We start from the raw sequence: 2,745 nt of genomic DNA, 5'->3' as shown, positions 1-2,745 counted from the left end.
CTCGCGCTCCCGGAACTGTCAATGTCGCTTACGGCCAAAGCATAGAGATAATCGCCGTAATTGCTTTCTATTTTGTGTTGGTTAATGTGCCTTGTTGAATAAAAAAGAGGCAGCGTGAGCTGCCTCTTTACCTAAGTGTTTAAATAGCTTTTTGCTAGAAGCGCACTAAGAGTATTAACTGTTTGAATTAATTCATCATTTCGTGCTCGAAGTTTTTCTATTTCTGATTTTGCGACGTCGTGATGACGGTCGTCATAGTCAAATTCTCTGTCTCTTGGGACATCGCAAGCGGCATCAGTAAGTGCTTGGCTAACCCAAGCATTAATTTTCATGCCGCTAGATTTGGCTGCTTCTCGGGCAACCTCGACTGTCTCAGGAGACAGTCCTTTGATTGTCCAATCTTTTTGTGCACGCCCCCGCCCTTTGCCACGTGTACCCCGATTTGGTACCCCGCGCTCCGCTACAGTGGCTTCCACCGCTTGGAGGTCGGACATTACCAGTTCTCCTTGTTGATACGGAATCATATGCGAATTCTTTCGCATGTCCCGTGGTTCCCATTTATCCCCAAATTCGTACCCCATTCAACCCGAGATTTGTGGATAATGGGTTAAAGGTACCCGGGAAACGCGCTTGATGTACCCGCCATCCCAGCTCATAATGCCACCATTCAGGAGGTTAATGCATGAATGGGGCAGCAGCCACCGAGGCGATGCAGAGTGAACTTGATCGAGTGATACTCGAAGTTCGTACGGCTTTGGGTCGGCTAGCGCTCGAACGTAAAATCACCGGAGTATGCGCGGGTATTTTGAATCTCATCGATCAAAGTGAATTTCAAGTGACCGATGAGGAGAGTGAATCGGCTTTCCGTTTGGATCGCGGTAATATGCGGGTCTACTTCTATCTGGCGCCATTGGTAAAAGTATGGAATGAACTCTATGATGCCTGCGGGGAGATCGGCATATCTGGCGTAGAACGTGTGCGCTGGCAGCAGATCGGGCTAGCCCAATTCGTTATTCACGAATTGATCCATATCCGACAGAAATTTTCTGAATTTACAACTGTTCCGGTTATTAAGGTTGGTCTCCCCGGCATGGGTTTGCCCATGCTGGATTTGGCTGCTGATTTAGTTGCTGCTTGGGTGTCGGCCCTCATTGAGGTGCATTACAACGATGCTGGGGATGAAGATCTCATCCAAAGTTATTACGTTAATGCATTGCTTAGAGCATATCTAATCGGCGCTTTTGTTTTTGATGCAAGAACAAACCCCAATAAACGGCAGCGGGCAATCGGTTTGATTATATCGATGATGCTGGTTCAAGCAAAGATTGATGGCAAGCTGAACGCTGGAAATATCAACGAAGAATGGACGGAAATTTCCCCTGTTCTTGCTTTGGATATAAGTCGTTCTCACAGATTTAATGCAATTGTTATCGGAACATTGCCCGGTCTTCTGATTGAGGACCATGACGTTCATGATGGCGATGCGTTGATGGCTCTTTGGGAGAGCGTTGGCTCAAGGCCTATGCTTGATATAATCTCACGGACCTCCACTTTTCTAAAGGCCGCAGGCGCTATAGCCTCCTGAGCCTGAAGCGGATGCACTTTCCTACAGCCACCCACATACGATAACTAATCCGTCCCCCACGACGCGCCTGTCCGGGCTGCGTCGTGGTCTTTCGTGGCTTTCCTCTTGCGCGAGGTGGACGATGACGGACTTTTCCAGCAGCTTCGGTATCGACGGTGGGGGGGGGGGGGGGGCGGGGGCCGCCCCCCCCCCCCCCCCCGCCACGCCCAGCCATTCCGCTTCCTCGACTTGCGCGCCGACGGCCGAGATGCGCGTCTCCGCCTCGGTCCAGGGCACGTGCCGCAGGAGCCACGTCCCCGGAGGAACCGCGTCGAGGTCGGCGCCAACGATCTCCGGCACGGCCAGAGCGCTTACCAGGCGGAACTCCACGCCAAGCGGCGCGCCATCGACGAGGTGCAGGCCATCGATGTGGACCAGTTCCCCGCCGCCCGCGAGCAGCACTTCCTCCTCGTCATCGCCCGCTGCCCGGACCCGGCGGCGGATGGGCTGGAAAGCATAGTCCTGCCCGCGCTCGCGCACTTGCGCGGCGATGTCGGGCACGTCGAGCACCATTGAATGGACCTTCGGACGCGCCACGAACGTCCCCGCCCGCTTGCGCCGGTCGATCAGCCCCGCCGCGACGAGCGCCGAGAGCGCCTTGTTCACGGTCATGCGCGAGCAGCCGTATTCCTGCATCAGCTCCTGCTCGATCGGCAGGCGGTCACCGGGAGCCAGTTCGCCGCCGAGGATGCGGCCCTCGAAATCCGATCGAATGCGTTCGTGAAGGGGCATTCTCACGCGATCAGTGTCTCCAGTACCTTGGCATAGTCGCGGACCACCCGGTCGCGGACATGGTGGCGCCCTTCGCTCACCAGCTTGTCGCCATGGCGCCACACGCAGTCAATGGCCGAGCGCCCGGCGGCGAAGACGAAGCTGTCGGTTATCGCATCGCCCGCCCGGTGCACCATCGCCGGATGATCGAGGTTCAGGCTGACGATGTCGGCAGGCAGGCCGACCGCGATGCCGCCCTCGACGCCCAATGCCGCCGCCCCGCCCGTCAGCGCGCCTGCGTAAAGATCCGCGCCGGTGGAGCGGCCGCTTTCCCGGGCCATTACGTTGCGCGCGCGGCGCGTCAGGCGCTGGCCGTATTCGAGCAGGCGCAGTTCCTCGGCCGCGTCGAT

General features: G+C 56.6%; 3 protein-coding genes and 1 pseudogene. 1 reads left to right on the top strand and 3 read right to left on the bottom strand.

Features of this window, described 5'->3' with window-relative positions:
- Positions 1–131 precede the first annotated feature (131 nt).
- The gene (locus LH128_RS33885; protein WP_172705165.1) at positions 132–494 is read right to left on the bottom strand and encodes a hypothetical protein; all 363 of its coding nucleotides are present in this window, start codon (positions 492–494) and stop codon (positions 132–134) included.
- A 188-nt stretch (positions 495–682) separates the two neighbouring features.
- On the opposite strand from LH128_RS33885, the gene LH128_RS28555 reads away from it, so the two are divergent.
- Positions 683–1,585, top strand: a complete 903-nt coding sequence (locus LH128_RS28555) for a hypothetical protein (protein WP_008832440.1) — start codon at positions 683–685, stop codon at positions 1,583–1,585.
- A gap of 21 nt (positions 1,586–1,606) precedes the next feature.
- Here LH128_RS28555 and LH128_RS28550 read toward each other — a convergent pair whose 3' ends face one another.
- Both LH128_RS28550 and LH128_RS28545 read right to left on the bottom strand, forming a co-directional pair.
- Complete coding sequence (locus LH128_RS28550; RefSeq protein WP_008833183.1) at positions 1,607–2,356, bottom strand: GntR family transcriptional regulator; 750 nt, start codon at positions 2,354–2,356, stop codon at positions 1,607–1,609.
- Positions 2,357–2,358: 2 nt separating this feature from the next.
- Positions 2,359–2,745: pseudogene (locus tag LH128_RS28545) on the bottom strand (formimidoylglutamate deiminase); the annotation flags it as partial.

Source organism: Sphingomonas sp. LH128 (assembly GCF_000293195.2).
Lineage (GTDB): Bacteria > Pseudomonadota > Alphaproteobacteria > Sphingomonadales > Sphingomonadaceae > Novosphingobium > Novosphingobium resinovorum_A.
This window is presented reverse-complemented; position numbering and strand designations above follow the sequence as displayed.

What these genes read in the sequence shown, in the direction of transcription:
- LH128_RS33885 (WP_172705165.1), bottom strand. Translation starts at nt 494, where the DNA reads ATGTCCGACCTCCAAGCGGTGGAAGCCACTGTAGCGGAGCGCGGGGTA.
- LH128_RS28555 (WP_008832440.1), top strand. Translation starts at nt 683, where the DNA reads ATGAATGGGGCAGCAGCCACCGAGGCGATGCAGAGTGAACTTGATCGA.
- LH128_RS28550 (WP_008833183.1), bottom strand. Translation starts at nt 2,356, where the DNA reads ATGCCCCTTCACGAACGCATTCGATCGGATTTCGAGGGCCGCATCCTC.